This window comes from Youhaiella tibetensis (assembly GCF_008000755.1).
Lineage (GTDB): Bacteria > Pseudomonadota > Alphaproteobacteria > Rhizobiales > Devosiaceae > Paradevosia > Paradevosia tibetensis.
In genome coordinates, this window is record NZ_CP041690.1 from 3,623,980 (window position 1) to 3,648,960 (window position 24,981).

A 24,981-nucleotide genomic window follows, 5' to 3' on the forward strand; every position below is an offset into this window, starting at 1 on the left:
AAATAATCTCAATCTTGGAACGGGTCATGTACCAGGATGGTATCCTCCCGCTCGGGGCTCGTGGAAAGCAATGCCACCGGGGCCCCGATCAACTCCTCGATGTAGCGGACATACTTGACGGCCTGAGCGGGCAATTCCGCCCAGCTCCTGGCCCCAGCCGTGGTTTCCGACCACCCTTCGAGGGTTTCGTAGATCGGCTTAACAGCGGCTTGTGCCCCCATTGAGGCAGGCAAATAATCAATTCGTGAGCCGTTGAGCTCGTAGCCGACGCAGACCTTGATCTCCTTGAGCCCGTCGAGCACGTCCAGTTTGGTCAATGCAATACCGGTAATCCCCGAGGTCTTCACCGTCTGTCTGACCAGTACGGCGTCGAACCAGCCGCAGCGGCGCGGGCGGCCCGTATTGACGCCCACTTCGCGCCCCACGGTCGCCAGGTGCTTGCCGATCTCGTCGTCCAGCTCGCACGGGAACGGCCCCTCGCCCACGCGGGTCGTATAGGCCTTGGTGATGCCCAGCACGTAGCCGATCGCCGTGGGGCCGAGGCCCGAACCGGCCGCAGCCTGGCCGGCAACGGTGTTCGAGGAGGTGACGAACGGATAGGTGCCGTGGTCGTTGTCGAGCAGGGCGCCCTGCGCGCCCTCGAAGAGAATGCGCGCGCCGGCACGGCGCTTCTCGTCGAGGATTTCGTAGACGCGGTCCATGAAGGGCAGGATCTGGCCGGCTACCGACATTAGCTCCTCATAGAGCGCGTTGGCGGAAAGCTCGGTGAGGCCCAGCCCGCGGCGCAGCGCATTGTGATGCGCCAGCAGCCGCTCGATCTTGGGCATGAGCGTCTCGGGCTCGGTCAGGTCGATCAGGCGGATGGCGCGGCGGCCGACCTTGTCCTCGTAGGCCGGGCCGATGCCGCGGCGCGTGGTGCCGATCTTGAGCCCCGAATTGGCGTCTTCGCGGATGCCGTCGAGCTCGCGGTGCAGCGAGAGGATCAGCGGCGCGTTATCGGCAATACGCAGGATTTCCGGGGTGATCTTGACGCCCTGCGCCGAGAGCTTTTCCATCTCGGCCACGAAGTGGTGCGGATCGACGACCACGCCGTTCCCGATCACCGAGAGCTTGCCGCGCACCAGGCCCGAGGGCAGCAGCGCAAGCTTGTAGCTCACCCCATCGATGACCAGCGTGTGTCCGGCATTGTGGCCGCCGTGGTAGCGCACCACCACATCGGCCCGCTCGGAGAGCCAATCCACGATCTTGCCCTTGCCCTCGTCGCCCCATTGCGAACCGACGACCACAACGTTAGCCATTGAAAACTTTCCTCGATCGGAAGGCCATCCGGGCCGGCGGCGGGCCGGGCACAGAGGATGACCGCGTTCAGTTTGACGCCGGTCACGATTAGCAGGTAGGCATGACGGCGCGTTTTTACGGCGCACCAATACATGAGAAGTGCGCCAATGACAAAGCCGCATGCAACGCCCGGTAGCGGCCTAACGTCTCTGGTTATGGACCGGCCCTATCTGCTGCTCACGCTGACCCCGCTGTTCTGGGCGGGCAACGCCGTCGCGGGCAAGATGGCGGTCGATCAGGTCGATCCCTATACGCTCATCGTCATGCGCTGGCTGGCCGCGCTCCTCATCGTGCTGCCCTTTGCCTGGCGGCATCTCAGGGCCGACTGGCCGGCCATTCGCAAGGGCTGGCTCATGCTCACCCTTTATGGCGCCATCGGCTATACCGGCTTCAACGTCCTGCTCTACGGCGCCGCCCACTATACCAGCGCGGTCAACACCTCCATCGAGCAGGCCCTGATCCCGGTGCTGGTCATCCTCGCCAACTTCGTGATCTTCCGGGTGCGTTCGACGCCCCTGCAATTGCTCGGCGTCTTCCTCACCATTTTCGGGGTCGTCTACACCGCCGTCCACGGCGACTTCGGTCGCCTGGTGACGCTCGACGTCAATTTCGGCGACGCCCTGATGATCCTCGCCTCCATTTCCTACGCCGCCTATTCGCTGCTGCTGCGCTACCGGCCCTCGATCCACTGGCTGAGTTTCCTCGTCACCACTTTCGCTGCGGCCCTGATGGCGGGCTACGTCTTCCAGGTGCTGCTGGGCGGCGGGTTCGGCGCCATCTTTACCGGCCTTGCCCACACCACTCCGCTCGGCTGGGCCATCATCGCCTATGTCGCGTTCCTGCCCTCGGTCATCGCCCAGCTCTTCTATGCCCGGGGCGTCGAGATCATCGGCCCCAACCGCGCCAGCCTCTTCATTAACTTGATTCCAGTTTACGGCACCATTCTCTCGATCGTGATCCTCTCCGAGCCGCTCGAGCCCTATCACATGATCACCGCCGTCCTCGTCATCCTCGGCATCGCACTGGCCGAGTTCTCGGTCAGGATGCTCAAGCGTTCCCCTCAGGGCTGAACTGGACTATAAGTGGAGGCGGGGCTCGCCCGGTGACTTCGAGGTAACTTGAAGGGGGCAGGCGATGACCTTGCACTCCGCCACTCCGACCCATCCCAAGGCCGTCAAGGCGCAGGCCGAGTTGCGCCGCATCGCCACCGTCGCGCTGCTCTCCATCGCGCTGGGCTTTTTCATGCAGGTGCTGATCCTGACCTCGCGCCTCCTGGCGGGCGCGGCCCTGCCCGGCATCACCATCCTCGCCGATCTCGCCCAGGGGATAACCTGGTCCTTCTTCGTGTGCACCGGCGTTGCGATAGGGGTCGCCATCGGCAAGGCGCGCAAGGCCCTGGCGGGTCTGATGGGCGTCATCTTCGCTCCGCTCGGGATCGCCCTATCCAAGTCCGCACAGAAGGCCATGCTCGTCGCCCTTGATGCCGCCGAGCAGCCGGCCCTGCTCTCGCTCACCACCATCGGCCTCGTGCGCGCCGTCGAATACGGCATCCTCGCCTGGGTGCTGGCGATCTTTGCCGAAAAGGAACTCTCCCGGCCCCTGCCCTATCTCGGTGTCGGCGCCGCCGTCGGCATTGTCTTCGGCGTCATCCTGGCCGCGCTCACCTGGGTGAGCCTGGAGGCGGCCGGCAAGGCCTTCACCGCCCCACAGCTCGCCGGAACCCTGGTCAACGAGATCGGCTCCCCCATCGGCTGCGCCTTCATCGTCTTCATCGGCCAGCTCGTCGCTCGCAACTTCAAGATCTACAAGGCCCACGTTCCAGCGGCCGCCAAATGAAAAACCGCTCCCCCGAAGCCGGGAGAGCGGTCGAAATTGCTTTCAAATTTTACTGATTCAGAAGCGCAGCGCCTTGGCCTGCTTGACGCCGTCGAGCTTGGCGATCGTGGAAAGCTGGTCGTCGGTGAGCGTACCGTCGATCGAGACGAGCGCGATGGCATCCCCGCCTTCCTCGACGCGGCCGAGGTTGAAGTTGGCGATGTTGACGCCCAGCTGGCCGAGCAGCGTGCCCAGGCGACCGATATGGCCGGGCTTGTCCTCGTTGGTGACATAGAGCATGGACGGGGTCAGTTCCGCCTCCATGTTGATGCCCTTGACCTGGATGATGCGCGGCTTGCCGTTGGCGAACACCGTGCCGGCCACGCCGCGTTCCTGCTTCTCGGTCTCGACCGTCAGGCGCATGTAGCTTTCATAGGCGCCCTGCTGCTCGCGGGTGATGACTTCCACCGAGATGCCGCGATCCTTGGCGATCTGCGGGGCCGAAACCATGTTGACGTCCTGCAGCAGCGGCTTGAGCACACCGGTGAGCGCGGCGGCGGTCATCGGACGCGTGTTGAGCCCGGCCACGACGCCCTCGTATTCGATCCGGATGCCCTTGATGCCCGTCTCGGTGAGCTGGCCGGCGAACGAACCCAGCGCCTCGGCGAGCTTGACGTAAGGGGTCAGGCGCGGGGCTTCTTCCGCCGAGATCGACGGGAAGTTGAGCGCATTGGTGATCTCGCCGGTCATGAGGTAGGCCGAGATCTGCTCGGCAACCTGCAGCGCCACGTTCTCCTGCGCTTCGGTCGTCGAAGCGCCCAGGTGCGGGGTGCAGATGACGTTGGGCAGCTCGAACAGCGGGTTGTTGACCGCCGGCTCTTCGAGGAACACGTCGAGCGCGGCCCCGGCAACCTTGCCGGCCTTGAGCGCATCGTAGAGCGCCGCTTCGTCGATCAGGCCGCCACGGGCGCAGTTGACGATGCGCACGCCGTCCTTGACCTTGGCCAGCGCTTCCCGCGACAGGATGTTGCGTGTCTGCTCGGTGAGCGGGGTATGGAGCGTGATGAAGTCGGCGCGGGCCAGGAGGTCATCGAGCTCGACCTTTTCCACGCCCAGATCGAGCGCGCGCTCGGGCGAGAGGAACGGGTCATAGGCGATGACTTTCATCTTCAGGCCCTGGGCGCGGTCGGCCACGATCGAGCCGATATTGCCGGCGCCGATGAGGCCGAGCGTCTTGTTGGTCACTTCCACGCCCATGAAGCGGTTCTTTTCCCACTTGGAAGCGCGGGTCGAAGCATCGGCTTCCGGGATCTGGCGGGCCAGCGAGAGCATGAGCGAGATGGCATGCTCGGCGGTCGTGATGGAATTGCCGAAGGGCGTATTCATCACGATGATGCCCTTCTTGGTGGCCGCCGGAATGTCGACATTGTCGACGCCGATGCCGGCGCGGCCGATGACCTTGAGATTGGTCGCCGCGGCGATGATCTTTTCGGTCACCTTGGTGGCCGAGCGGATGGCCAGGCCATCGTACTGGCCGATGACTTCGAGCAGCTTGTCCTTGTCCTTGCCAAGATCGGGCAGGTAATCCACTTCGACGCCATTGTCCTTGAAGATCTGGACGGCGGTCTTGGAGAGCTTGTCGGAAACGAGAACCTTGGGCATGTGAGCACCCTTTTTGCCGGAATCCTCAACGGATTCAGAATGAAGATGAACGGGGAGAAGGCGGCCGGATGCACCGGCCGCAGCAGTCCAGCCTTAGTTGGCAGCCTCGAGCGCGGCCTTTTCGGCGGCGAAGGCGTAGTCGAGCCAGGGCGTCAGCGCCGCGAGATCGGACGCTTCCACGGTCGAGCCGGCCCAGATGCGCAGACCCGAGGGCGCGTCGCGATAGGCGCCAATGTCATAGGCGGCACCCGCCTTGTCGAGGCGCGACACGATCGCCTTGGCGAAGGCGGCCTGCTTGTCGGCATCGAGCGCGGCGATCGCGGGATCCGTGATCACGAGACAGACCGAGGTATTGGAACGCTCTTCCGGCTTCTTGGCGAGGAAGTCGATCCACGGGGTCTTGGCGACCCAGTCGGCCAGCACCTTGAAATTGGCGTCGGCACGGGCCTGGAGGGCCTTGAGCCCACCCTCGCGCACGCCCCATTCCATCGCATCCACCGCGTCTTCGACGCAGAGCATGGAGACGGTGTTGATGGTGGCGCCCTCGAAGACGTCGGCCATGAGCTTGCCGCCCTTGGTCAGGCGGAAGATCTTGGGCAGCGGACGATCCGGCTTGAAGGTCTCGAGCCGTTCGACGGCGCGCGGCGAGAGGATCAGGATGCCATGGGCGGCTTCGCCACCCAGCGCCTTCTGCCAGGAGAAGGTGACGACATCGAGCTTGGTGAAATCGAGGTTCTGCGCGAAGGCGGCCGAAGTGGCGTCGCAGATGGTCAGGCCCTTGCGGTCCGCCGCGATCCAGTCGGCATTGGGAACGCGGGCGCCAGAAGTCGTGCCGTTCCACGTGAAGACGACGTCGCGGTCGAAATCGACCTGAGTGAGGTCGGGCAGTTCGCCATAGGGCGCCTTGAGGACGCGCACGTCATCGAGCTTGAGCTGCTTCTGGACGTCGGTGACCCAACCGTCACCAAAGCTTTCCCAGGTGAGCATGTCGACGCCACGAGCGCCCAGCATGCCCCAGAGCGCCATTTCGACGGCGCCGGTATCGGAGGCGGGCACGATGCCGATGAGATAATCGGCCGGCACTTCGAGCAGCTCGCGGGTGAGCTGGATCGCCTTTTCGATCCGCGCCTTGGCGGGCTTGGCGCGGTGCGACCGGCCAACGAGCGCGTTGGCAAGTGCTTCCACCGTCCAGCCGGGACGCTTTGCACAGGGACCAGAAGAGAAATTGGGATTAGCCGGTTTGACCGCCGGTGCGGTTAGGGGCATGTCAGCCATGAGCGACCCTCCCAGGTCGATTGCCTTGCGTTAGGGCAAGGTGTCCTGAGGCGGGAGATATGACGCCGGAGGGGTCGCTGTCAATGGGGAGCCGAAACTCATTTCTCGCGGCAACCTAGCCGAACGCGCGCGCGGCCTCGTCGATGGCCCGCGCGAGGGCCGGCGCGGGATCGCGTATGGCCGGGCCGTGAACGGGAAGCAATGCGGTCGGGGCCAGTGCTGCCAGCTTGCGGGCGCTTTCGAGCGCCTTCGGGCGGCTCGCGGTGGCGAAATAGGGGAACGGGAAACCGAGCCGGAAGACGCCGCTCACATGGAGCCCGCCGCCGGCCGACACCAGGGCATCGCCGCAGAAGACGAACCCGGTGGATACCTGTTGCCAGGAAACGTGCCCGACTGCATGGCCGGGCGTCGCGACCGCCCGGAACCCCGCGTATTCCTCCCCGTCCTCGACCAGGCGGGTCGGGGTCGTGCGGGTGGTTCGGTAGCCGCCCTTGAGCGCCATGCCGGCCTCGTCCGGATCGAGCGAACGATCACCGGACAGCAGGCGCGCCGTGCGCGCCGTCGTGATGATTTCGGCCTGCGGGAAGCGCTCGGCCAGGGCATCGAGCGACCCGACATGATCGGAATGGGCATGGGTGAGGAATATCTGCCGCAGAGGTTTTCCGAGCCGCGCGATCTCGGCCGCGATGCCCGGCGCCGATCCGGGCAGGTTCGTATCGAACAGCGCCAGCCCGTCGCCCCCCTCGACCAGATGGCAGGAAAAGACGCCCAGGCGCACGAGCTGGCGCACATTGGGGACTGGGTTCAATATAGCCATGTCGAGCCTCTCAAGCCTGTTTTCGGGTAACGATCGTGCCCGCCCGGCCCAGATAGAGCGACGGCCCCGCCGCGGCAACGCGCGCATTTGCCCGGCCGGCGTGCAGGCCTGCACGGACCGGACCGGGTCACCGGCCCGACCCCGCAAAGGCTTCGAACAGCGCCCTTATCCGCGCCGTCTGGCGCAGCTCCATCGGCGTCAGCAACCAGATGCCGATGGAAAAGGCCGGCGTTTCCTCGAGGCGAACAAGCCCGGGCGCCGTCTCGGCCAGCGCCGAGGGCACCAGCCCTGCCCCGAGCCCGCCCGCGACCGCCCGGAACATCATCAACGGGGTCGGCAGGCTGGCGCCGGGTCGCACCAGCGGGTGGTTGCGCCGCATCCATCGGCCCGCCGGCTGGCTGCAATCGGTCCCGCCATATTCGAGCCACGGCATCTCCGGGCCGAGATCGGCAAGGTTTGCCGCCGCATAGGGAAAGAAATCGAGACTCCCGAGCTGGCGCCCGAAAAGGTGGTCATCGGGCGCATTGGTTGCCCGCAAGGCCACCTGCGCCTCGCGCCGCGACAGGTTGCGCGGCTCGGCGGTCACCTCCAGCGCCAGCTCGATCTGCGGATGACGCGTGCGGAACTGCGTCAGCGTCGGCAGGTAAAGCCAGGCCAGCGCATCCACCGTGGTCAGCGTGACGTGCCCTGTGAGGCGATGGTCCCGGCCGGCGATGTCGCGCTCCAGCCCTGCCAGTTCGGTCTCGATGCGCCGCGCACTTTCAAGCAGCCGCTCCCCCTCGGGCGTGAGCACCACGCCATCGTCGCGCCGGTCGGCCAGGCGGGTGCCGAAATGGTCTTCGAGCTCCTTGAGCTTGCGCGAAACCGTGGTGTGGGCCACCCCGAGCTGGCGTGCGGCACTCGTGAAGCTCCTGGCGCTTTCGAGAGCCGTGATGATGGCGAGATCAGCTGCCTGCACTGAGCAACCCTGCACAATTGGCGCGCAATTCTGCGCGTTGACGGTGCACGAATGAACCACAAAATACGGGGCCTGACCAGCCAGGGAACAACCGCATGTCCATGACCATCCTGCTCCTCACCACCGGCGCGCTCGTCTTCATCTCGGCCGCCGTCCAGCACCTCAACACGATCTCGGCGAGGGGCCTGAGCTTCGTCTTCACCGACCGCGCGGTCCCCCTCAGCCGCGAGGGCTTTGCGGGTCGGGCCGCGCGGACCTTGCAGAACAATCTCGAATCCGCGGGCATGGTGCTTCCGGTCGCCCTTGTCCTGCTGGTCAACGGCGTCGACAATGCGCTCACCCTGCTTGCTGCCCTCGCCTATGCCGCCGTCCGGATCGGCTTCACCCTGAGCTACTGGACCGGGATCAACCGCCTGCGCTCCTTCTTCTGGGGCCTGGGCATGACCATGATCGCGGTACTCACCATCCAGGCCGCCCTCCTGATCGTTCCGTTGCCCTGACCCCGGGGACGCTACCAAAAGCCTAGTCCGCACTCCTCGTAGCGTGCTTGTCCCTTACCCGCAGATGCCGCATGATGTTCGCCAACTGATCTCCAGAGGCGGGCATATGACGGAATTGGACAGGATTGACCGGCGAATACTTGCAGAACTGCAAGTGGACGGCCGCATCAGCAACGCCGAGCTGGCGCAACGGGTCGGACTGGCCCCCACTTCCATGAGCGACCGTTTCCGGCGCCTCCAGAAGAACGGCTATATCAAGGGGTTTTCGGCCCAGCTCGACCCGCAGCGGCTGGGGTTTGGCCTCTTGGTTTTCGTCGAGGTCCTGCTCGACAAGACCACGCCGGACGTTTTTGCCAAGTTCGCCCAGTCGGTACGCAAGGCCCCCGAAGTGCTCGAGTGCCACATGGTGGCCGGCGGCTTCGACTACCTGATCAAGACCCGCCTGGCGGACATGACCGCCTACCGCCGCTTCCTCGGCGACGTGCTGCTCTCTTTCCCGGGCGTGCGCGAGACGCGCACCTACGCGGTGATGGAAGAGGTCAAGAACGACGGACCGCTACCGCTCTAGGCAGCTGACCGGCCTTAGCCCTTGAGGACCGTGACCGCCATTTCGCTGCGCTGGATGTATTCGTGGGCATCGGCCTGCCGGCGCAGCAGCAGGATGAACAGCATGTCCATCAGCATCAGTTGGGCATCGCGCGAGGTGATGGCCGAGGAGCGCACGCGCTCTTCGTCGCCGATCGTGAAGAGGCTGATATCGGCAAGGTCGAGCAGCGGGTTGGGCTGGAGGCCGGTCACCGAGATGATCGTGGCGCCCCGCTCCCTGGCCAGTTCCGTGATCCGCAGCGTCTCGGTGCTGCGCCCCGAATGGGAGAGCGCCATCACCACGTCCGCCTTGTTGAGGGCCGACGCGTTGGAAATCTGGATGTGGCTGTCGCTGTCCAGAAGCACCGTGCGCCCCAGCTTGAGAAGCTTGTAGGAAAAGTCCTTGGCCACCAGCGAGGAGGCCCCGACCCCGGCCAGCAGCACCTTGCGCGCGCCCATCAGCGCATCGAGAACCGCATCGATCGCCGCCTCGGGATTGGCCGCCGCCGTTTCGCGCATCGAGAGCAGCTTGCTGCCGATCAGCTTCTGCTGGATGGTGTTGTAGTCGTCATGGGCGTCGATCGTGCCGTGAATGACGCCCGGCGGCGGCTGCAGCTCGAGCACCTTGGCCTTGTTCACCGCCAGCTTGAGTTGCTGGTAGCCGTCATAGCCCATCTTCTGGCTGAACTTGACGACGCTCGACTGGCTCCGCCCCGTCTCCTCTGCCAGCGCCGCCGAAGACAGCGCCAGCATGCGCTCGGGATTGTCGATGATGAACTGTGCGATCTGCCGGTCGGCAGGCGTCATCGCTTCCAGTTGCGCGCCAAGTAGCTTGAGAATGGACATGCTCGTCTCCCCGACCCGGCAGGCCGCCCCTGTTTCCTCCCGCGGCGCACCGCGCGAATTCGGAATATAATATTCCAAACTTCGTTGACAGTTGGAATAGCTACTTCTAGCATTCCAGTGAAAAGGCAAGGCGGACGGCTTCTCTGAACGCGTGGCCGGGGCATCGCGTGGGGGAGGCGAAAATCCTGAAGCTGGTATTTGGCTGCTGTCCGGTTGCCACGACCCCGCCAGGCGGTCGAGGCTGAGGATGGACCTTCTCGTCAACCTTTACAGCCGCAAGCTCGCCGAACTTGGCCGCCGCGTCCAAGGCGTCGAGGCCACCATCCGCGTCGCCCTGCCGCCCGAGCAGCACATCATCAAGGATTGGGTGCGCAAGCACTTCAGCGAATACTGGGTGAGCGAAGTCACCGCCGCCATGGCCCACCAGCCTCCGGGGTGCCTGGTGGCCGTGGTCGATGGCGCCCTTGTCGGCTTTGCCTGCTACGACGCCACCGCGCGCGGCTTCTTCGGCCCGACCGGTGTCGACGAGAGCCAGCGCGGCAAGGGTATCGGCCTTGCCCTCTTCTATCACACGCTCGAAGCCATGAAGGCCCAAGGCTACGCCTATGCCGTCGTCGGCTCGGCCGGGCCGGTCGATTTCTACGTCCAGGCGGCCGGCGCCATGCCGATCCCCTCGGACAAGGAGGACATCTACCAGGGCCTCCTTCGCCTCAAACCCAAAGCAGAACCTACGGCCTGACCCATGCCTTCGACCACGCCACTCGCCCTTTTCGTCGGCATGCCGGGCCTCGAGCTCTCCGCCTCCGAGATCGCCTTTTTCCGCGAGGCCAATCCCTTCGGGCTCTTCCTCTTCAAGCGCAACCTGGACAATCCCGACCAGATCCGGCGCCTCTGCGCCCAGTTCCGCGAGGCGGTCGGGCGCGAGGATGCGCCGGTCTATATCGACCAGGAAGGCGGCCGCGTGCAGCGGCTCGATAACGGCAACTGGCCGATCTTCCGCAGCCTGGGCAGCTTCGGCGCCCTTGCCCGCAAGGACCTCGAGCTCGGCAAGCGCGCCATGCGCCTCTCCTCGCTCGCCATGGGCACCATGATGGCGCAGCTCGCCATCGGCAGCGGCACCACGCCCGTCGTCGACCTGGCGCGCAAGGGCACCCATGACGTCATCGGCCAGCGCTCGTTCGGGGACGATCCGGACCTTGTCATCGCCATGGCCCGCGAGGTGATCGAAGCCATGCTCGAAGTCGGCGAGATGCCGATCGTCAAGCATATTCCCGGTTACGGCCGCGTCACGGTCGATCCCCATTTCGATTGTCCCATCGTCGACGCCAGCGTCGAGGACATGCGCGAGACCGACTTCAGGCCCTTCGCCGCCCTCAGGGACGCACCCTGGGCCATGGTCGCGCACCTGATCTTCACGCAGGTCGACCCGGAACACCCGGCTTCCGTGTCGCCCGCCGTGTGCGAGCTCATCCGCCGTGACATTGGCTTTGATGGCGTCATCGTCACCGATTGCCTCACCATGGAAGCGCTCAAGGGCACCTGGCCCGAACGCGTCAAGGCGGCGCTCGATGCCGGCTACGACATCGCGCTCCACAGCCAGGGCGATCTCGCCGCCAGCGAAGCCGCCGCCAGGGCGGCGCGGCCGCTCACCGACGAGAGCCTGGCACGAATTGCCCGCGCCGAGGCGCGGCTCGGAACCCGACGCGTGGACGTCAACGCCGTCCATGCCGAGGTCGAACAGATTTTCAGGGAGAACGGCTTCGCCTGAGCGAAGCTGCAACAAAGGAGAGAACAGCAATGCTGAGAACCACGCTGATCGCCGCCGCTTCGGCAGCGGTTCTGGCCATGGCGGCGCCCGCCGCCGCCCAGACCGTGCTGACAGTGAGCGCCGAACAGACCACCACCTGGGTGCGCAACTTCAACCCGTTCGGCCAGACGTCGGCGCGCTTCACCACGCTCGATTTCATCTACGAGCCGCTGGTGGTGTTCAACCGCCTCAAGGGCAACGAGCCCAATTTCCGCCTCGCCGAGAGCTACGAGCTGGCCGACGATCTCAAGTCGATCACCTTCACGCTGCGTGATGGCCTCAAGTGGTCCGATGGTGAGCCGCTGACCGCCGACGACGTCGTGTTCACCTACGACTACATCAAGAAGTTCCCGGCGCTCGATTTCATCTCGGTTTCCGCCCAGCTCGCCTCCGTCGAGAAGGTCGATGACCGCACCGTGCGCTTCAACCTCGTCTCGCCCAACGCGCTGATCGCCAACACCATCGTCGGCATGCCGATCGTGCCCGAGCACATCTGGTCCAAGATCGAGGATCCGGTGACCTTCGCCAACGAGACCCCGGTCGGCTCCGGCCCGATGACCGAGATCACGCGCTTCACCCCACAGGTCTACGAGCAGTGCCGCAACCCCAACTACTGGGACGCCGCCAACCTCGCCATCGACTGCATGCGCCTGCCCCAGCTCGCCGACAACCCGCAGGTTCTCGCCGCGCTCGCCGACGGCTCCCTCGATTGGGCGACCAGCTTCATTCCGGACATCGACAACACGTTCGTCGCCAAGGATCCGGAGCACCACAAGTACTGGTTCACGCCCTCGAGCCTGGTCTCGTTCCAGCTCTCGATGACCACCCCGGACGAGAACAACCGCAAGGCGTTCAACGACGTCAACTTCCGCCGCGCGCTCTCGATGCTCATCGATCGCCAGACGATCGTGGACATCGCCGGCTACGGCTACCCGCTGGTCAACGAGGATCCCTCGGGCCTGGGCGAGCTCTACAAGGCCTTCGCCAACCCCGAAGTGGCCACCCAGTTCGGCCAGTACGGCAAGTTCGACAAGGACGCCGGCATCGCCCTGCTCGATAGCGCGGGCTATGTCGACGCCGACGGCGATGGCTTCCGCGACAATCCCGATGGCACCCCGATCGCCATCGACATCGAGGTCCCCAACGGCTGGACCGACTGGATCGACGCCGTCCAGATCTCGATGGAAACGCTCCAGGAAGCCGGCCTCAACGTCAAGATGAGCACCCCCGAGGCCGCCGTCTGGACCCAGGACCTGATCGAGGGCAAGTATTCGATGACGCTGAACGCCCTGGCGGCAGCGGCCAACCCGTACTTCCCCTATATCCGCTCGTTCAATCCGGGTGATTTCGGCAAGAGCCGCTTCACGGCCCCGCATTGGGACAATCCGGAAGTGATGGACCTGCTCAACAAGTACACGCAGGTCAAGGATCCGGCCGAGCAGAAGGCGATCATGGACAAGCTCCAGCTGATCGTGGCCGAGGCCCTGCCGCTCATCCCGGTCTACAACAGCCCGTCCTTCTACGAGTACAACACCAAGCGCTTCACCGGCTGGGCCGATGCGGAAAACCCGTTCATCTCGCCCGTCGTCTCCAACGCCAATCCCGGCCGCCTGCTCCAGCTCCTGGCGCTGCGTCCGGTGGCCCAGTGACGCTGAACTGACCTGAACCCGGGGCGCGCCGACGGCGCGCCCCTCCCCGCCTCGCGCGGGCACTCCAAAGAGGGAGAAGACCATGGCCTTTCTGCTGCGGCGTCTCACATTCTACATCGCCGCGTTCCTGTCGGCGGCCACGATCAATTTCTTCCTTCCGCGCATGATGCCGGGCGATCCGATCCAGATCATGTTCGCCAGCGCCGGCTCCGAGCTCTCGCTCGAAAACCTGAATGCCCTCAAGCTCACTTTCGGCTTCATCGACGCGCCGATCGGGGAACAGTACCTCGCCTATCTCAAGAGCGTGCTGACCGGCGATCTCGGCCGCTCCATCAAGTATTTCCCGCTGCCCGTCACTGAACTCCTCGCCCGCGCCCTCGTCTGGACGGTGGGCCTGGTCGGCATGGCCACGCTCTTTGCCTTCGCCCTGGGCACCATCATGGGCATCATGGCGGCCTGGCGACGTGGCACGCTTTTCGATTCCATCGTGTCGCTCTCGGCGATCTTCTCGAGCTCGGTTCCCGCCGTCGTCGTCTCTCTGATCATGCTCTTCGTCTTCGGCTATACGCTGGGCTGGTTCCCCAACGGCTATGCCGTCGACCCGCTGCTCGATCCCGCCTGGAACTGGCAGTACATCTCGAGCGTGATCTACCACGGCACCCTGCCCATGGTGACCATGATCATCGTGCTCACGGGCGGCTTCGCCGTCACCATGCGCAACAACATGATCAACCTGCTGGGCGAGGACTATATCGTCATGGGCCGCGCCAAGGGCCTGACCGACCAGCGCGTCATGTTCTGGTACGCGGCGCGCAACGCGCTCCTCCCCACCGTCTCGAGCCTCGCCATCGCCATCGGCACTGTGCTCGGCGGCTCGCTCGTCACCGAGGTCGTGTTCAACTATCCAGGCCTCGGCAACACGCTCTATCAGGCCATCATCGCCCGCGATTACCCGGTGATCCAGGGTCAGCTCCTGATCATGACCGCAGCCATGCTGCTCTCCAATTTCGTGGTGGACCTGAGCTATGTCGCGCTCGATCCGCGCCTCAAGAAGGCCTGACCGATGACGCTCCTCAAGCAACTGCTCAATAACAAGAAGGCTCTGGTCGGCCTTGCCATCCTGATCATCATCATCCTGGTGGCCATCTTCGCCCCGGTGCTCACCGAATACAGCCCCGTCAAGCGCGTCGGCCGCCCCCACCAGCCGCCCTCCTGGGAACATTGGCTGGGCACCACGCGTCTCGGGCACGATGTGTTCTCGCGCATGGTGCACGGCGCCCGCATCTCGCTGGCAGTCGGCTTCGGCGCCGGCCTCATGATCACCATCATCGGCACCGTGCTCGGCATCATCGCCGGCTACAAGGGCGGGGTGGTCGACGAGATCATCAACTTCTTCACCAACATGGTGCTGGTGGTTCCCAACCTGCCGCTGCTCCTGGTGCTCGCCGCCTTCATCGGCCAGGCCAGCCCGCTGGTCATCGCGGTCATCCTCGCCCTCACCTCCTGGGCCTGGGGCGTTCGCGTCACCCGCTCGGAGACCCTCTCCATCCGCCAGCGCGATTTCGTCAAATCCGCCGAGATGCTTGGCGAGCCCTCCTGGCGCATCATGGCCTTCGAGATCTTCCCCAACCTCATTTCGATCGTGGGCATCAACTTCATCGGCAGCGTCATCTTCGCTGTCATCACCGAAGCGACGCTCGAATTCCTCGGGCTGGGCGATCCCAATACCGTCTCCTGGGGCATCATGCTCTATAACGCCCAGAACGCCTCGGCCCTCTCGGTCGGCGCCTGGTGGGACCTGCTGACGCCCTGCTTCGCGCTGGCGTTGCTGGGCCTGAGCCTTGCGCTCATCAACTTCGCCATCGACGAAATCGCCAATCCGCGCCTGCGCACGGGAGGCATGCTCAATCGCTGGACCCGCATGGTCCGCCTCGGGGAGGGCAAGCTGTGAGCGATCCGGTCCTTTCCATCCGCAACCTGAACATCGACTACATCGGCGCCCAGAAGGACTTCCACGCCGTCAAGGATGTCAGCTTCGACATCGCCCCGGGCGAGTTCTTCGGGCTCGCCGGCGAATCCGGGTGCGGCAAGAGCACCATCGCCTTTGCCGTCAGCCGCCTGCATCGCCCGCCTGCCCTTATCCGGGCCGGCAGCCAGATACTGGTCGGCGGCCGCGACGTGCTCACCCTGGACGATGAAGCGCTGCGCAGCTTCCGCTGGCGCGAAGTCGCCATGGTCTTCCAGAGCGCCATGAACTCGCTCAACCCGGTGCTCACCATCGAGGCGCAGTTCTACGACGTGCTGCGCGCCCACACCCGCATCTCTCGGGCCGAAGCGCGCGAGCGCGCCGCCGAACTGCTGCGGCTCGTCGACATCTCGCCTGACCGGCTCTCGGCCTATCCGCACCAGTGCTCGGGCGGCATGCGCCAGCGCATTGTCATCGCCATATGCCTGGCGCTCAATCCCAAGCTCCTCATCATGGATGAGCCGACCACCGCGCTCGACGTCGTCGTCCAGCGCGAAATCCTCCAGCGCATCGATACCCTGCGCAAGCAGCTCGGCTTCTCGGTGCTCTTCATCACCCATGACCTGGGCCTGATGGTACAGGTGAGCGACCGCATCGGCATCATGCTCGAGGGGGAACTGGTCGAGGTCAACGAGGCCCAGACCATCTACCACGCGCCCCGGCACGACTACACCAAGCGCCTCTGGGCCTCGATGCCCAAGCTCCATGGCGAGCAGATCCGCGAGGAGGCCCGTTCATGAGCCAAGCCACGCCCATCCTGGCGCTCGACAATGTCTCCAAGGTTTTCGGCCGCGCCGACAACCCCGTCTATGCCGCGCGCTCGGTCTCGTTCGCACTCCGCTCCGGACGCACGCTGGCACTGGTCGGGGAATCCGGCTCCGGCAAGACCACCGCCGCCCGCCTCATCATGCGTGAATACCAGCCCGATGAGGGCCAGTTGCTCTTCCGCGGCGCCGCGCTCGGCAAGGCCGACAAGCAGAGTATCGCGGCCTATCGCGCCTCCGTGCAGATGGTCTTTCAGGATCCCTTTTCCTCGCTCAACCCCGCCCACACCATCCAGTATCACCTCGAGCGCCCGCTGCGCCTGCACCATAAGCGCCTTGGCCGCGCCGAGCGCAGGGGCCTGGTCGAGGAGCTGCTGGCCCGGGTCAAGCTCGATCCGGCCCTCGTCATGGCCAAGTATCCCCACGAGCTCTCGGGCGGCCAGCGCCAGCGCATCTCGATCGCGCGCGCCCTGGCGGTCAATCCGCAGGTCATCGTCGCCGACGAACCGACCTCGATGCTCGACGTTTCCGTGCGCCTGGGCATCCTCAACCTGCTCAACGACATGAAGGCGCAGTTGGGCCTGGCCCTGCTCTACATCACTCACGACATCGCCACGGCCCGTTACGTCGCCGAGGAGATCATGGTGATGTATTCCGGCCAGATCGTCGAATGGGGAGATATGGAAAGCGTGCTGGGCAACCCGCAGCACCCCTATACGCGCCTCCTGCTTTCGGCCGTTCCCGACCCCGACCGGCGCTTTGCCGAAACCTCGGCCGACGACGAACTCAACCGCATCGAGGTCATCCGCCGCCAATCGGCGCTGCCCCAGCCCGAAACGCTCCAGGTCGGCGCCAACCACTTCATCCGGCCGATGCCGCAGGCCTGATGGCTTGCACATTGGCCGCAAGACCATCATATGCTATACAAAATGACCCTCAAATGATGGGAGTATGGCATGCAACCCGCCCTTCAGTTCGATCCGCCCGCCTCTCCCCCGCAGGGATTTGCCAGCGAGGCGGATCGCAACCGGCTCTCGCTCGTGGCGCTCAAGGCCTTCCGTCGGCTCGTTGCCGCCTGGGGCCTGACCGGCCAGCAGTCTGCGGCCCTGCTTGGCGTCTCGATCAGCACCTGGGAGCGGCTCAAGGCTGACGAACGCGGCAAGTCGCTCAGCCAGGACCAGATGACGCGCATTTCCGCGCTCACCGGCATCTACAAGGGCCTGCACCTGCTCTTTGCCGACCAGATGGCCGACCGCTGGCCCTCCCTGGTCAACCGCGCCCCGCTTTTTGCCGGCTCGAGCCCCGTCGAGTCCATGATCCAGGGCGGCATCCCGCAAATGCTCGATGTGCGCCGCTACGTCGATGCGGTGCGCGGGGGCCTCTGATTGCCGCCGGACGCCATCCCTGTCGTCACCGAGGCCTTTGCCAGGACCGTGCGCCTCGTCACTACCGCGCGCCTGCGCGAAGCGGTCCTGCGCCCGCTCGTCGACGCCGACGAGGAGATGCGCATGCTTGCCGAGATCGAGGGCGCGACCAGCGCGCGCCTGATCGCGGAGGATCGCGGCATCTCCGGGCTCGCCGCAAACGAACTCGTCTATGACGTGCCGCACGCCCACTTCATCAACGCCGCCTTCGCCTATGCCAAGCCGCGCGAACCCAACCGCTTCAACGGCCCGCGGCGCGGCGCCTGGTACGCCGCGCTCGATGTGGCGACTTGCCTGAGCGAAGTCGGCTACCACCTGACGAACGCCCTGGCCGATGCCGGCGATTTCCACGCTGTCGTCGAATATGCCGAGATGTTCGCCAGCATGTCGGGGGAATTCGTCGACCTGCGCCAGGTTCCCGGCCATCCCGCGCTCGCCCCCGACAAGAAAGCGGCCTACCCCATCGGCAACGCCCTGGCCGAGCAGGCCCGCGCAAGCGGCCTCAACGGCATCATCTATCCCTCCGTGCGCCATCCGGGCGGCACCTGTATCGCCGCCCTGCGCCCGGCCGCCGTGCAGTCGGTGCGCCAGGGCGACGTCTACCGCATGACCTGGGACGGCGCCCCCGAGCCAAGGGTGGAAGGCCCGCCGCCCTCCTGACCCCGTCGGCGCCGGTTGCCGGTTCCTAGAACACCAGCGCCCTGTGGACGCCCGTGCCCGCCATCACCCCGTCCGAGGTCGCCCAGGTAACGTTGTGCGCCGAGCGCGTGATGTCGCCGGCGGCAAACACACCGGGCACGCTGGTCTGCTTCATCTCATTGGTCTTGACCACGCTGCCGAACATCCCGTCCTCGATCTCGCAGCCCAGTTGCTGGGCGATGTCGCTATTGAGCCGGTTGCGCGGCCCGATATAGAGCACGTTGAGCGGCAGGGTCCGCCCGTCCGCAAGGCGAATGCCTGAGAGGCCCGTGCCTTCCCCTTCCAGCCCCGCGACCGGTGTCCGCTCGATGGCGATGCCGCGCTTTTCGAGCTCGGCCAGCGTTGCCGCATCGGGCAGGTCCGCGCCGTTGAGATAATAGGTCGTGGGTCCCCATTCCGAGACCAGCATCGCCTGGTGGCTCGACATGTCGGAGGCGTAGAGCACCCCGATCTGCCGCCCTGAGAACTCGAAACCGTGGCAATAGGGGCAGATGATCACCGACTGCCCCCACCGCTCTGCGAGCCCGGGGAGCTTGGGCAGCTCGTCCGAAACGCCGTAGGCGAGAACGAGATAGCGGCTCGAAACCGTCTCGCCGCTCTCGAGCGCCACTGCGAAGATATCGCCGTCGCGCCGCGCCGTCGCCGCCTTGCCGGCGATCAGGTGCGTGGAGGGATAGGCGTCCACCTGCTCGCGCGCGATGGCCAGCATGTCGAGCGGCGAACTGCCGTCGCGCGAGAAGAAACCATGGGAATGGCTCGCGAACCGGTTGCGCGGCGCGCCCGCATCGATGATGGCGACGCTGCGCCGGGCCCGGGCGATATAGGTGGCGGCGGAAAGTCCGGCAAAACTGCCCCCGATGACAATGGCATCATGAACCATGGTGGTCCTCCAGAGTGTGCGTGCTGCCTCGTTCGAGGTAGCGTTGGTGGAAATCGGCGGCGAGCATGGCCAGCGTCACCTCGCCAAAGCGCTTGAGCAGCAGGGCCTCGGCCTCCTGGAAGGCCTCGTTGAGGGCGGAATTGACTGCCTGCTCCACGATGCATCCCGGCATCTCGGTGCGATTGCTCATGGCCAGCAGGTCCGGGCTACCGAGCGCCGCATAGATATCGCGCAGCGTCACCGCGTCGAGGTCGCAGGCCAGCGTCCAGCCGCCTCCATGCCCCTTCTCGGACTTGACGTAGCCCTCGTCGCGCAGCCCGCCCATGATGCGGCGGATGACGACCGGGTTGGTGCTCATGGCCATGGCCAGCATCTCCGAGGTCATCGGACGATCGAACTCGGCCATGTGCAGGAGGACGTGCAGGACGCCCGAAAGTCGGCTGTCATGTTTCATGTAACTTCATATGTTACATGATTGGGCGTGCGTCAACCCCGCTCCGAAGACGGGCCGTCTCAGGCGACGAGCGGGGCCGCTATCGCCTGGGCTGCGGTGAGGATGTCGGCGGGCGCCATGTGGATCTGCAGCCCGCGCTGCCCGCCATTGAGATAGACGCGCTCGTGGCCGAGCGCCGCCTCCTCGAGCGCCACGCGCACCTTGCGCATCTGCCCGAAGGGGCTGATGCCCCCGACCTTGTAGCCGGTGATGCGCTCGGCATCGGCCGGCTTCATCATCTGCGCCGACTTGCCGCCGAACGCTGCGGCGAGCTTTTTCATCGAAACCTCCCGGTCCGACGGCACGATCACGCAGACCGGCTTGTCGTCCACCAGCGCCATGAGGGTCTTGAGCACGCGCTCGGGCGTTTCGCCCAGGGCCTCGGCCGCCTGCAGGCCGATCCGGTCCGCATTGGGATCGTAGTCATAGGTCTTGACCGCGAAGGCGATACCGGCCTGTTCGAGCGCCTTGGTCGCGCGGGTGGTCTTGGACATCTGCTTCCCCGTGGCGAGATTGCTTGCCGACGAGCCATTTCACTAGGCCCATGATCGGCAAAGAGAAAGCGCTGGATACAATGTCGCGCCCGGGGCAGGAGTTTTTGCGCATCCGCCGCTTACAATGGGCCGCGTCCTACCCTACATCGGGGAAAGTTTTGTCTCCATCGGGGTACTCATCCATGTTCGCTTCCCGGAGCTTCCGGCTCGCCAGTTTGTTCGCTTCCATCGCCATGGTCGCCTCCATGGCCATGGTCGATCAGGCCGAGGCCCGCCGCGGCGGCAGCTTCGGGAGCCGCGGCACGCGCACGTTCCAGGCGCCCGCGCCCACCAACACCGCACCGATGACCACCCCGCCCGTGCAGCGCACCATGACACAGAACCCGCAGACCGGCGCCACCACGCCCGCGGCCGGCGTCGCCCAGCCGCGCGGCGGCTTCTTCGGCGGCTTTGGCGGCGCCATGCTGCGCGGCCTCATGTTCGGCGGCCTTCTCGGCCTGCTCTTCGGCGCCGGGTTCGGCGGCTTCGGCGGCATCCTCGCCATGCTCTTCCAGGTGGCCATCATCGGTGGCCTCATCTACCTGGCGATGCGCCTCTTCCGCTCGCCGCAACGACGCACGGCCACCGCCGGCGGCCCTGATTTCGCCTACGAGGCGCCGCGCGATCAGACCGCGCGCTACAATGCCGGCAACGCGGCCGGCGCCGGCTATGGCGCCAGCCGCCGCCCCGCCGACACCAACGAGATCGGCATCGGCCAGGCGGACCTCGAGGCTTTCGAATCCATGCTGACCCGTGTCCAGGCCGCGTTCTCCCAGGAGAATTACGCCGCCCTGCGCACCCTCACTACGCCCGAGATGATGTCCTATCTCTCCGAGGAGCTGGGCAATAACGCCACCAACGGCGTGCGCAACGAAGTCTCGGACGTGACGCTCCTGCAGGGCGATCTTTCCGAAAGCTGGCGCGAGGGCCGCACCGACTACGCCACCGCCGCGATGCGCTACTCCTCCATCGACGTCACCCGTGACCGCGTCACCGGTCGCGTGGTCGAGGGCGATCCCGACAAGGCCACCGAAGCCACGGAATTGTGGACCTTCACCCGCCCTGTCGGCGGCACCTGGCTGCTCTCGGCGATCCAGGAAGCCTGATCGCGGCAACCTCGCTTTGGCGGGGAGAGACACTCTGTCGCAGGCACGATGCCAAGGCGCCCGGTTTCGGGCGCCTTTTGCCATCTTCAGCTTTTCGCGCGCCGCACGTCGCTTCCCGGTTTCGCACTCTGCTTGCCGAATAAACTGGCCGTTAATGTAAATCCGCTGATTATGCAGTGGAGAGAATGACTTCACATCGACGTGCGGGGGCGGTCGCGAAACTTAATTAGCCGGTAATATTGGTTGCCGAACTACTAATTGCGTCTTCTGCGAGACCTACCGAACCCAATCGCCACGTGCTTCATGACTCGCCGCGTCGGATAGTTGTAAGCCGGGCAAGACCCCAGAGGGTCGTGTATCGGCGCTGAGTGTGAGTACCGAGTACAATGCGCCTCGCCATTGGTATTATTGTAGTTATTGCATCCGTGATCGGCGGTTATGCTGCGATGGGTGGGCACCTTGAAGTGCTCGTTCAGCCTTTCGAAGCCCTGATCATCCTTGGCGCCGCCTTCGGCGCCTTCATCATCGGCAATACCGGGCCGGTGCTCAAGCAGTGCGCAGGCATCTTCGGAACGCTGCTGCGCGGGCCGCGCTACAACAAGGCGGCCTATGTCGAACTGCTCGGCCTCCAGTACAGCATCTTCAAGCTGGTGCAGTCCAAGGGCATGCTGGCGCTCGAGCCGCATATCGAAAACCCCAAGGACTCCTCGCTCTTCGCCCAGTTCCCCAAGTTCGCGGCCAACCACCATGCCGTCGAGTTCATGTGCGACTACCTGCGCATGGTCACCCTGGGCACCAACAACGTCCACGAAATGGAAGCGCTCATGGACGAGGAACTGGAAACCCACCACCAGGAAAACCACCGCGTGGTCAACGCCATCCAGGCCCTGGCCGACGGCACGCCGGCCCTCGGCATCGTCGCCGCCGTGCTCGGCGTGATCAAGACCATGGGCTCGATCAGCGAGCCGCCCGAAGTGCTCGGCCACATGATCGGCGGCGCTCTGGTGGGCACGTTCCTGGGCGTGTTCGTCGCCTATGCCTTCTTCGGCCCGATGGCCCAGGCCCTGCGCAACATCTACGAGGCCGAAGCCAAGTACTTCCTTTCCATGAAGGTCGGCCTGCTCGCCCACATCTCGGGCAACCCGCCGGTCATGGCCATCGAATTCGCCCGCAAGATGCTGATGTCCGAAGATCGTCCGAGCTTCTCGGAGATCGATGAAGCGACCGCCAATCTTCAGGCCGCGGCCTAATCTCGGGATACCCAAGCTATGGCCGGCTACGACCAACCCATCATCATCAAGAAGGTCAAAAAGGGCGACCACGCCCATCATGGCGGCGCCTGGAAGATCGCCTATGCCGACTTCGTGACGGCCATGATGGCCTTCTTCCTCCTGCTCTGGCTGATCAGCATGACCACGCCCGAGCAGAAGAAGGGCCTGTCGGACTATTTCGCGCCCAGCAAGGTCAGCGAGAGCACGAGCGGCGCCGGCGGCTTCATGGGCGGCCGCGCGCTCGACCCCGAAGGCGCCAAGATGGCCGGCCCCTCGCCCAACCAGCGCGAAGTCGTCGCCACGCCGCCCCCGAGCACGCGCCAGGGCAACGACATGGCCGCCATTTCCGGCCTCGACGGCCAGAAGGGCAAGACCGAGGAAACCCGCACGTCCCAGGTCGACATCAAGGCCAAGGACGAACTCGCCTTCAAGAGCGCGGCCGCCAGCATCCGCCAGGCCTGGCAGGCCATGCCCGACATCACCAAGATCCAGGACAACCTGCTGCTCGAGGAGACCCCGGAAGGCCTCAACATCCTGATCGTGGACCAGGAAGGCCGCCCGATGTTCCCGGAAGGCTCGAAATATCCCTTCGAGCTGACCCGCAAGGCCATCGCCGCCATCGCCCCGATTCTCCAGCAGCAATCCAACCAGGTGACCGTTTCCGGCCACACCGCTGCGGGCGGCAACTATCCCAACGAGCACTACGGCCCCTGGCAACTCACCAGCGACCGCGCCAATGTCGTGCGTGAGATCCTTGCCGAGTTCGGGCTTTCGGACGACCACATCAGCTCGGTCGCCGGCCGCGCCACCGCCGAGCCGCTCTTCCCGAACGATCCGTACCTGGCGGCCAACGAGCGCATCAAGATCACGCTCCTGCACGAGCCGCCCCCGGTCCCGGCGGGCATGACACCCTGATCCAATCGGACGCCGTCGCCAGAAGCGACGGCGTTTCACTTTGCGCTCCCGCTTGACCGGCCAAATGTTCTTGTTATGTTCTCATGCAGGATCATCGGGAGCCACCTCGCGATGGCAAGCCAAGCCAGCCCTCCGCAAGCCAACATCCTCCATGCCGACCTCGATGCCTTCTATGCCTCGGTCGAGCAGAAGCTGAACCCGCAGCTGCGCGGCCGCCCGATCGCGGTGGGTGGCGGGGTGGTGCTCGCGGCCTCCTACGAGGCCAAGGCCTTCGGCGTTCATGGCGGCATGCCGGGCCGCAAGGCGCGCGAGCTCTGCCCCGGCCTCATCTTCGTGAACGGCCATTTCGAGCAGTACCAGGAGCTCGGCGACGCCGCGATCCGCGTCCTTGAGGACTTCACCCCGCTGGTCGAGCGCATCTCGATAGACGAGGCCTTCGCCGACGTCTCGGGAACCGAACGGCTCTTCGGCCCACCCATCGCCATAGCGCAGGCCGTCCGGCAGCGCGTCCGCGACGAGCTGGGCCTGCCCATCTCGGTCGGCATCGCCCGAACCAAGCATCTGGCCAAGATCGCCTCCCAGGTCGCCAAGCCCGATGGGCTGGTCCTGGTCGACCCGGCGGGCGAGATCGAGTTTCTCCACGCCCTGCCGGTCGAACTGATGTGGGGCGTGGGACCCGTCACCAGCCAGCGCCTGGCCGAGAAGGGCATCCGCACCATCGGCCAGCTGGCCGAAATGCCCGGCAAGTCGCTCGAACGGCTGATCGGGCATGCGGCGGGCGAAAAGCTCACCGCCCTCGCCTGGAACCAGGATCCCCGATTGATCGAAACCCGGCGCCGCGCGCGTTCGGCCGGGGCGCAATCGGCGCTCGGGCGCCGGCCCTTTGTCGAATCGGTCTTCCGCCCCACCCTGCGTCACCTCGCCGACCGCATCGGCTCGCGCCTGCGCGCCAGGTCGCTGGCCGGACGCACCATCACCGTGCGCGTACGCTTTGCCGACATGCGCGCGGTGACCCGCGCCGCCACCCTGCCTGCCCCCGTGGCCGCCACCGCCATCCTCGCCGAAATCGCCGAAAGCCTCGTCTGGCAGGTCCGCGAGGAATTCGCCTCCGAGCGCTTCATCTCGCTCCTCGCCATCTCGGTCTCCCATCTCGAGAAGCACCCGCTGCTCCAGCTCGAACTGCCGCTCGGCCTTGGCGACGAGCAATCGCGCCCCGGCACCGCCCGCGGCAAGGGACGCTGGACCGCCGACAGGGCGCTCGACGCGGTGCGTGATCGATTCGGCTGGGAAGCCATCGGCTATGGCTCGGCGCTGTTCGAAGGCTCGCGCTCGGTTCCCGACGCCTTCCGCGAACTGGCCGAACGCGACCTCTTCTAGCGCCCCTGGCAGCTTGCAGGACCACGCCGCCCCCGGCACTGCGCTCCGCTCCGCGATGTGATCGTTATCATCGACCAACTGACCGCCACGCGCCCTAAGTGACCGGAAAACCACACCAAAAATGCTTCGCCACTTGCCCGTTGACGAATGGCCGGTAAGCGACCAGCTATGACGCCGTATCGAGTGTTTGGGGGCTCGCCGGAGGACGGCAGCCATGACTCAAGACCGGGACAAAAGTGCC

Annotated in this window: 26 protein-coding genes; 17 read left to right on the forward strand and 9 right to left on the reverse strand. The window is 65.4% G+C overall.

Annotated features, from left to right (window positions below; genetic code table 11):
- Window positions 1–8 precede the first annotated feature (8 nt).
- Window positions 9–1,298 carry an adenylosuccinate synthase gene (locus FNA67_RS17730; protein WP_147657322.1) on the reverse strand — a complete coding sequence of 430 codons (1,290 nt, stop codon included), beginning with the start codon at window positions 1,296–1,298 and terminating at the stop codon, window positions 9–11.
- Between the two features lie 147 nt (window positions 1,299–1,445).
- Between FNA67_RS17730 and FNA67_RS17735 the strand changes: the two genes are divergently transcribed.
- Window positions 1,446–2,408 (forward strand): DMT family transporter, encoded by a 963-nt coding sequence (locus FNA67_RS17735; RefSeq protein ID WP_170267357.1) that lies wholly within the window; start codon window positions 1,446–1,448, stop codon window positions 2,406–2,408.
- A gap of 64 nt (window positions 2,409–2,472) precedes the next feature.
- Window positions 2,473–3,174 carry a hypothetical protein gene (locus FNA67_RS17740; protein WP_147657324.1) on the forward strand — a complete coding sequence of 234 codons (702 nt, stop codon included), beginning with the start codon at window positions 2,473–2,475 and terminating at the stop codon, window positions 3,172–3,174.
- 57 nt (window positions 3,175–3,231) lie between these two features.
- On the opposite strand, the gene serA is transcribed toward FNA67_RS17740, so the two are convergent.
- The 4 genes from serA to FNA67_RS17760 all read right to left on the reverse strand — a co-directional run bounded on the left by serA (window position 3,232) and on the right by FNA67_RS17760 (window position 7,865).
- Window positions 3,232–4,815 carry a phosphoglycerate dehydrogenase gene (gene serA / locus FNA67_RS17745; protein ID WP_049706387.1) on the reverse strand — a complete coding sequence of 528 codons (1,584 nt, stop codon included), beginning with the start codon at window positions 4,813–4,815 and terminating at the stop codon, window positions 3,232–3,234.
- 93 nt (window positions 4,816–4,908) lie between these two features.
- Window positions 4,909–6,081: a phosphoserine transaminase gene (locus tag FNA67_RS17750; protein WP_147658236.1), complete on the reverse strand. Its 1,173-nt coding sequence runs from the start codon at window positions 6,079–6,081 to the stop codon at window positions 4,909–4,911.
- Window positions 6,082–6,205: 124 nt separating this feature from the next.
- Window positions 6,206–6,907: an MBL fold metallo-hydrolase gene (locus FNA67_RS17755; protein ID WP_170267358.1), complete on the reverse strand. Its 702-nt coding sequence runs from the start codon at window positions 6,905–6,907 to the stop codon at window positions 6,206–6,208.
- Between the two features lie 127 nt (window positions 6,908–7,034).
- Complete coding sequence (locus FNA67_RS17760) at window positions 7,035–7,865, reverse strand: LysR family transcriptional regulator (protein ID WP_147657328.1); 831 nt, start codon at window positions 7,863–7,865, stop codon at window positions 7,035–7,037.
- Between the two features lie 95 nt (window positions 7,866–7,960).
- Between FNA67_RS17760 and FNA67_RS17765 the strand changes: the two genes are divergently transcribed.
- Both FNA67_RS17765 and FNA67_RS17770 read left to right on the forward strand, forming a co-directional pair.
- On the forward strand, window positions 7,961–8,365 hold the full coding sequence (locus FNA67_RS17765; RefSeq protein ID WP_147657330.1) for an MAPEG family protein: 405 nt from the start codon (window positions 7,961–7,963) through the stop codon (window positions 8,363–8,365).
- A 106-nt stretch (window positions 8,366–8,471) separates the two neighbouring features.
- The gene (locus tag FNA67_RS17770; protein ID WP_049706391.1) at window positions 8,472–8,933 is read left to right on the forward strand and encodes an Lrp/AsnC ligand binding domain-containing protein; all 462 of its coding nucleotides are present in this window, start codon (window positions 8,472–8,474) and stop codon (window positions 8,931–8,933) included.
- A gap of 14 nt (window positions 8,934–8,947) precedes the next feature.
- Here FNA67_RS17770 and FNA67_RS17775 read toward each other — a convergent pair whose 3' ends face one another.
- On the reverse strand, window positions 8,948–9,796 hold the full coding sequence (locus FNA67_RS17775) for a MurR/RpiR family transcriptional regulator (RefSeq protein WP_147657332.1): 849 nt from the start codon (window positions 9,794–9,796) through the stop codon (window positions 8,948–8,950).
- 247 nt (window positions 9,797–10,043) lie between these two features.
- Here FNA67_RS17775 and FNA67_RS17780 point away from each other — a divergent pair, with 247 nt between their 5' ends.
- The 9 genes from FNA67_RS17780 to FNA67_RS17820 all read left to right on the forward strand — a co-directional run bounded on the left by FNA67_RS17780 (window position 10,044) and on the right by FNA67_RS17820 (window position 18,126).
- Window positions 10,044–10,535 (forward strand): GNAT family N-acetyltransferase, encoded by a 492-nt coding sequence (locus tag FNA67_RS17780; RefSeq protein WP_049706414.1) that lies wholly within the window; start codon window positions 10,044–10,046, stop codon window positions 10,533–10,535.
- A 3-nt stretch (window positions 10,536–10,538) separates the two neighbouring features.
- On the forward strand, window positions 10,539–11,564 hold the full coding sequence (locus FNA67_RS17785; RefSeq protein ID WP_147657334.1) for a glycoside hydrolase family 3 N-terminal domain-containing protein: 1,026 nt from the start codon (window positions 10,539–10,541) through the stop codon (window positions 11,562–11,564).
- 29 nt (window positions 11,565–11,593) lie between these two features.
- Window positions 11,594–13,252: an ABC transporter substrate-binding protein gene (locus FNA67_RS17790; protein ID WP_147657336.1), complete on the forward strand. Its 1,659-nt coding sequence runs from the start codon at window positions 11,594–11,596 to the stop codon at window positions 13,250–13,252.
- 82 nt (window positions 13,253–13,334) lie between these two features.
- On the forward strand, window positions 13,335–14,312 hold the full coding sequence (locus FNA67_RS17795) for an ABC transporter permease (RefSeq protein WP_049706417.1): 978 nt from the start codon (window positions 13,335–13,337) through the stop codon (window positions 14,310–14,312).
- Window positions 14,313–14,315: 3 nt separating this feature from the next.
- Entirely contained in the window at window positions 14,316–15,203 is an 888-nt protein-coding gene (locus FNA67_RS17800) for an ABC transporter permease (protein WP_147657338.1), read from the forward strand.
- The gene (locus tag FNA67_RS17805; RefSeq protein ID WP_049706419.1) at window positions 15,200–16,018 is read left to right on the forward strand and encodes an ABC transporter ATP-binding protein; all 819 of its coding nucleotides are present in this window, start codon (window positions 15,200–15,202) and stop codon (window positions 16,016–16,018) included. The genes FNA67_RS17800 and FNA67_RS17805 overlap by 4 nt, the downstream gene beginning before the upstream one ends.
- Window positions 16,015–16,929 carry an ABC transporter ATP-binding protein gene (locus tag FNA67_RS17810; RefSeq protein ID WP_147657340.1) on the forward strand — a complete coding sequence of 305 codons (915 nt, stop codon included), beginning with the start codon at window positions 16,015–16,017 and terminating at the stop codon, window positions 16,927–16,929. Before FNA67_RS17805 ends, FNA67_RS17810 begins: the two co-directional genes overlap by 4 nt.
- Window positions 16,930–16,998: 69 nt before the next feature.
- Window positions 16,999–17,427: an antitoxin Xre-like helix-turn-helix domain-containing protein gene (locus FNA67_RS17815; protein WP_147657342.1), complete on the forward strand. Its 429-nt coding sequence runs from the start codon at window positions 16,999–17,001 to the stop codon at window positions 17,425–17,427.
- On the forward strand, window positions 17,428–18,126 hold the full coding sequence (locus FNA67_RS17820) for an RES family NAD+ phosphorylase (protein ID WP_147657344.1): 699 nt from the start codon (window positions 17,428–17,430) through the stop codon (window positions 18,124–18,126).
- Between the two features lie 25 nt (window positions 18,127–18,151).
- On the opposite strand, the gene FNA67_RS17825 is transcribed toward FNA67_RS17820, so the two are convergent.
- From FNA67_RS17825 to ybaK, 3 genes are read right to left on the reverse strand one after another with little or no spacing between them, the layout of a single operon-like run.
- Window positions 18,152–19,045 carry an NAD(P)/FAD-dependent oxidoreductase gene (locus FNA67_RS17825; protein ID WP_147657347.1) on the reverse strand — a complete coding sequence of 298 codons (894 nt, stop codon included), beginning with the start codon at window positions 19,043–19,045 and terminating at the stop codon, window positions 18,152–18,154.
- The gene (locus FNA67_RS17830; RefSeq protein ID WP_147657349.1) at window positions 19,035–19,499 is read right to left on the reverse strand and encodes an Rrf2 family transcriptional regulator; all 465 of its coding nucleotides are present in this window, start codon (window positions 19,497–19,499) and stop codon (window positions 19,035–19,037) included. Before FNA67_RS17830 ends, FNA67_RS17825 begins: the two co-directional genes overlap by 11 nt.
- A 59-nt stretch (window positions 19,500–19,558) precedes the next feature.
- Complete coding sequence (ybaK, locus tag FNA67_RS17835; protein WP_147657351.1) at window positions 19,559–20,032, reverse strand: Cys-tRNA(Pro) deacylase; 474 nt, start codon at window positions 20,030–20,032, stop codon at window positions 19,559–19,561.
- Window positions 20,033–20,214: 182 nt separating this feature from the next.
- Here ybaK and FNA67_RS17840 point away from each other — a divergent pair, with 182 nt between their 5' ends.
- The 4 genes from FNA67_RS17840 (at window position 20,215) to dinB (ending at window position 24,740) form a co-directional block, all read left to right on the forward strand.
- The gene (locus FNA67_RS17840) at window positions 20,215–21,177 is read left to right on the forward strand and encodes a Tim44 domain-containing protein (RefSeq protein WP_147657353.1); all 963 of its coding nucleotides are present in this window, start codon (window positions 20,215–20,217) and stop codon (window positions 21,175–21,177) included.
- A gap of 386 nt (window positions 21,178–21,563) precedes the next feature.
- A complete protein-coding gene (gene motA, locus FNA67_RS17845) occupies window positions 21,564–22,427 on the forward strand; it encodes a flagellar motor stator protein MotA (protein WP_147657355.1) in 864 nt (287 codons plus the stop codon).
- 18 nt (window positions 22,428–22,445) lie between these two features.
- Window positions 22,446–23,363 (forward strand): flagellar motor protein MotB, encoded by a 918-nt coding sequence (locus FNA67_RS17850; protein ID WP_049706428.1) that lies wholly within the window; start codon window positions 22,446–22,448, stop codon window positions 23,361–23,363.
- A 111-nt stretch (window positions 23,364–23,474) separates the two neighbouring features.
- Window positions 23,475–24,740: a DNA polymerase IV gene (gene dinB / locus FNA67_RS17855; RefSeq protein ID WP_147657357.1), complete on the forward strand. Its 1,266-nt coding sequence runs from the start codon at window positions 23,475–23,477 to the stop codon at window positions 24,738–24,740.
- The last annotated feature ends 241 nt before the right edge of the window (window positions 24,741–24,981 follow it).